Origin of the sequence: Shinella sp. SUS2, assembly GCF_001262505.1 — a bacterium.
Lineage (GTDB): Bacteria > Pseudomonadota > Alphaproteobacteria > Rhizobiales > Rhizobiaceae > Shinella.
In genome coordinates this window covers 1-3865 of the sequence record NZ_KQ410801.1, presented here as the reverse complement: position 1 = coordinate 3865, position 3865 = coordinate 1, and the positions used below count along the sequence as shown (strand labels likewise).

General features: G+C 59.5%; 3 protein-coding genes and 1 pseudogene. 3 read left to right on the top strand and 1 reads right to left on the bottom strand.

Annotated elements, in window-relative coordinates; all coding sequences use genetic code 11:
* Window positions 1–76: 76 nt before the first annotated feature.
* Window positions 77–1054, bottom strand: a pseudogene (locus AKG11_RS35955) (multicopper oxidase domain-containing protein); the annotation flags it as partial.
* Window positions 1055–1165: 111 nt separating this feature from the next.
* Between AKG11_RS35955 and AKG11_RS33140 the strand changes: the two are divergent.
* From AKG11_RS33140 to AKG11_RS33130, 3 genes are read left to right on the top strand one after another with little or no spacing between them, the layout of a single operon-like run.
* Window positions 1166–1657, top strand: coding sequence for an IS66-like element accessory protein TnpA (locus tag AKG11_RS33140; protein WP_050747105.1), 492 nt, complete (start codon window positions 1166–1168; stop codon window positions 1655–1657).
* Window positions 1638–2045, top strand: a complete 408-nt coding sequence (gene tnpB / locus AKG11_RS33135) for an IS66 family insertion sequence element accessory protein TnpB (RefSeq protein WP_050747104.1) — start codon at window positions 1638–1640, stop codon at window positions 2043–2045. Before AKG11_RS33140 ends, tnpB begins: the two co-directional genes overlap by 20 nt.
* A gap of 51 nt (window positions 2046–2096) precedes the next feature.
* Window positions 2097–3692: an IS66 family transposase gene (locus AKG11_RS33130; RefSeq protein ID WP_050747103.1), complete on the top strand. Its 1596-nt coding sequence runs from the start codon at window positions 2097–2099 to the stop codon at window positions 3690–3692.
* Window positions 3693–3865 lie beyond the last annotated feature (173 nt).

The window sequence follows — 3865 nt, the reverse complement described above, 5'->3', positions numbered from 1 at the left end:
CCCGGCGGTCTCAGGCCGGCGCCACCGTGGCCGACTGTTGCTCCGCCCCGTGGCCGGTTTTTACTCCGCCGTTGACATAGGTGCCGGCCTGCTCAACCGTGTACTCGTATGTGAAGGTCTGTCCGGGCTGTATCGGCTCCTGGGTGATATGAGCCGGTCCATCCATTTCATTTGGCAGGATCAGACCATGCCAGTGGACGGTCGTGCTCTCCGGCAGGCGATTAGTGACGTTAATCCTGACTTTGTCGCCTTCGACAATCCGTAAAGTGGGACCGGGCACCTGATTGTTGTACGCGTAGGCTTCGACGGTTTCCCCTGGCAAGATCGACCAACTGATCACGGACGCCGTCAGGTCGAAGACCTTCACATCGCCCTCCATTCGCGGTTGAAATACCTGACCGCCACTTGCGGTGGCGGGAGCGTTGAAGTCCACGAGCCGAGGGTCAATCGCCGCCATGTCACGCATCGCGTCGCCAGGTGTATCGAAGGTCATGATCATCCCGGGAGCCATTATCGCACCGCCCACATCATGGGCGCTCAGGTGCATGTTCACCTTCATAAAGGGGTAGGCGAAGCCAGCAATCAGCATGATCGAGGTGAACCCAGCCATTGCTCCGATCTGGATGCGGGTAGGGGCGAAAGCTCTGTTTGGCTGCGCGCCACCAGGTTCATGTTGCTGATGGCCCTTGTGCTGCTCATGGTAACCCGTCTGTCGCCCATACTGCGCATGGGATGCATGCCGCTGGTGTGCATCATGCGGGCGCTCGGTCATGAGCCCGTGCTTGAGGCCCTTCGCGACAAGCCAGACATTAAAGGGATATGCAACGGCAAAACCCACGCCAATACCCAGTGCCATGACGCCCCAGAACAACATTTCACCCGGCCACATCGCCCTCATGTCGCGTCCCATCATGAGGATTGCCATGACCGGAGCCATTCCCGCCATCATAGCATTCATGCTGATGAACTCGGGCACGAAGGAATTTTTGACGTTCTGCCAGTAGCTGCCGCCCATCATGTTTTTCATGAAGAGCGCTTGGAATACGAAGAGGCCTAGGTGTTTGGTCCCGGCATTTGATGGGTAAGCGCGATTTTTGGGTCACCTATGAATCGGGGGAGCGTTTAGGCAGGTTGTGTCCACAAGCAACGTAATGGACACAATGCGATGGATGATGTGATCGAGCCGCGGCTATTGCGGGTATTGCATGCTGGTCGCGGCGGGAAACGCGAGTTTGATCCGGCGTCGAAAGCCAGGCTGTTGGAAGCCTGCCTGACGCCTGGGGTTTCGATATCGAAACTGGCGCTTGAGAACGGTATCAATGCGAATCTGCTACGGACGTGGATCCGCAAGCATCGCAAGTTGAAGGCGCCGGTTTTGGCCGGGCCTGCGCCGCCGGCGGAAGTGTCGATGTTTATTCCGGTCGCAGAGGCACGGGCTGAGCGCATTGCCGATGACGATCGCAAACCGAGAGGTTTGGGCGATCCACCGACGGAACGGCGGGAACGATCGATTATTGCCGCCGGCGATGGCGCGGTATCCGGGCTGAGAGCTAGGGTCACGCTGCCGAACGGTGTCACGCTGTCGGTGGATCTGACCGACGCGTCCATGATGGCTGCCATGATCGGAGCTTTGGGCAATGTTCCGTCTGTCGGCTGATGTGCCGGTTTATCTTCATCGCGATCCCATCGACTTCCGCGCCGGGATCGACAGCCTGGCGATGCTGGTCGAGCAGTCGATGGGTCTCAATCCGTTCGAGCGGGCAGTCTTTGCTTTCTGCAATCGGCGCCGGGATCGGGTGAAGCTTTTGTTTTTTGATCGGTCCGGCTTCGTCTTGATCCTGCGTCGCCTGGAAGAGGACCGGTTTTACTGGCCAAATCGCCGTGACGCCGTGGCGCATCTGACGACCGAACAGCTTCACTGGCTTCTCGACGGCATCGACATCGAAGCTGTGTCCCGACACCCTTTGCGGCAGTACGCCAGTGCCGGGGCACAGGTTCCTGCGCACTTCGATACGCCCATGCTGCCCGAGCGGTCTTCGGGATAGGCGTGGCCGAAAATCGTTGACGTCGGTGAGGTGTTCCGATTCAAAACTGGAATGACTCGTACGAATCCTCCTGATGTCGAAGCTTTGCTGGCACAGCTTGCGGCGAACGCGGCTGAAATCGCGGCGTTGAAGGCGCGCGTCAACACGCTGGAGGAAGAATTGCGGCTGGCGCAGCAGCACCGCTTTGGGCCCAGCAGCGAAAAGCATATGGATCGCCTGTTCAACGAGGCGGAGCAGGCTGCCGGGTCCGACCCTGATATCGATGGCGATTTTGACGCCGGCATTGACGGTCTCGACACCGTCGACCTTCCCGACACAGGCCTGCCGGAGCTGGACAAGCCTGAGGGCAGCAAGCGAGGCCGCCGGCCTCTTCCAGCCGATCTTCCGCGCGAGCGTGTCGAATACGACCTGCCGGAAGATGGAAAACTGTGCCCGTGCTGCCGAAACCCGCTTCACCGGATGGGCGAGGCGATGAGCGAGCAGCTGCATATCGAGATCAAGGCGAAAGTGCTGCAGAACGTCCGGTTCAAATACGCCTGCCGCCATTGCGACCGGACCGGCATCAAGACACCGATGGTGCTTGCGCCCATGCCAGCCCAGCCCTTGCCGGGGAGCGTGGCAACGCCGGCGACCCTGGCGCTGATGCTGGCCAACAAATATGTCGACGGCACACCGATCTATCGCCTGTCGCAGGCCCTTGGCCGTGCCAACGTATCTCTCAGCCGCGGGGCAATCGCCAACTGGGTGATCCGGTCGAGCCAGTTGCATCTTGAGCGTATCTACGATGCCATGAAGGAGAAACTTCGGCTGCAGCCGCTGATCCACGGCGACGAGACCTTCGTCCAGGTCCTGAAAGAGGAAGGCCGGCAGGCGCAGGATACATCTTACATGTGGGCATATCGCAGCGGCCAAGACAGCGAGGAACCGATCGTGCTGTTCGACTATCAGCCCGGCCGTGGCCAGAAATACCCGCAAGCCTTCCTCGGGGATTATCGCGGCCTGCTCATGAGTGACGGCTATGAGGCCTGGCGAACGATCAAGGGCGCCACTCATTATGGCTGCATGGCGCATGCGCGCCGAAAATTTACCGACGCGCTCAAGGCTATGAAGAAACCAGGCGGACCGCCGCTTCAGGCACTGGCCTTCTTCGAGGCGCTCTACAAGGTGGAGCGGCTGGCGCGGGAAACCGACGTGACCAAGGGTGAGACGCGTGCCGATATTACCCGACGGCTCCGTCAGACGCATAGCCTTCCAGTGTTAGCGGCGTTCAGGAAATGGCTCGACGACCTTGCCCCCAAGGTGCTGCCCAAGGGCAAGCTTGGCAAGGCCATCTCCTATACTCGCAACCAGTGGGATTACCTGATCCGCTATGTCGAAAACGGACACGCGCCGATCGACAACAACCTGCTTGAGCGCGACATCAGGCCGTTTTGCACCGGACGCAATAGCTGGCTGTTCAGCGATACGCCTGCCGGTGCCAAAGCCAGCGCCGTCGTTTACAGCCTCATGCTGACCTGCCGTGCCTGCGGTATCGATCCATACGTCTGGCTGCGCTTCGTTCTCACCGAACTGCCGCAGCGCCCGGCTGAGGACGACATTACCGACTTGCTACCCTTCAACTTCGCCAAGGCTCGGGTCGCGCCATGATGCGACGGTAGCATCGCGCTTGTGTCCATAACCTCAACGATGGACACAAGCCTAATCAAACCTCATCCAGGTGCAGGAACTGAAAATCGCGCTTACTTTGATGGTGCGGATTGAGTTTAAACCGTCCCGGCTCTGTTGCCCAGATTTTGCAGATGTATTCGTAGGGCGTTAGG

What these genes read in the sequence shown, in the direction of transcription:
- AKG11_RS33140 (WP_050747105.1), top strand. Translation starts at nt 1,166, where the DNA reads ATGGATGATGTGATCGAGCCGCGGCTATTGCGGGTATTGCATGCTGGT.
- tnpB (WP_050747104.1), top strand. Translation starts at nt 1,638, where the DNA reads ATGTTCCGTCTGTCGGCTGATGTGCCGGTTTATCTTCATCGCGATCCC.
- AKG11_RS33130 (WP_050747103.1), top strand. Translation starts at nt 2,097, where the DNA reads ATGACTCGTACGAATCCTCCTGATGTCGAAGCTTTGCTGGCACAGCTT.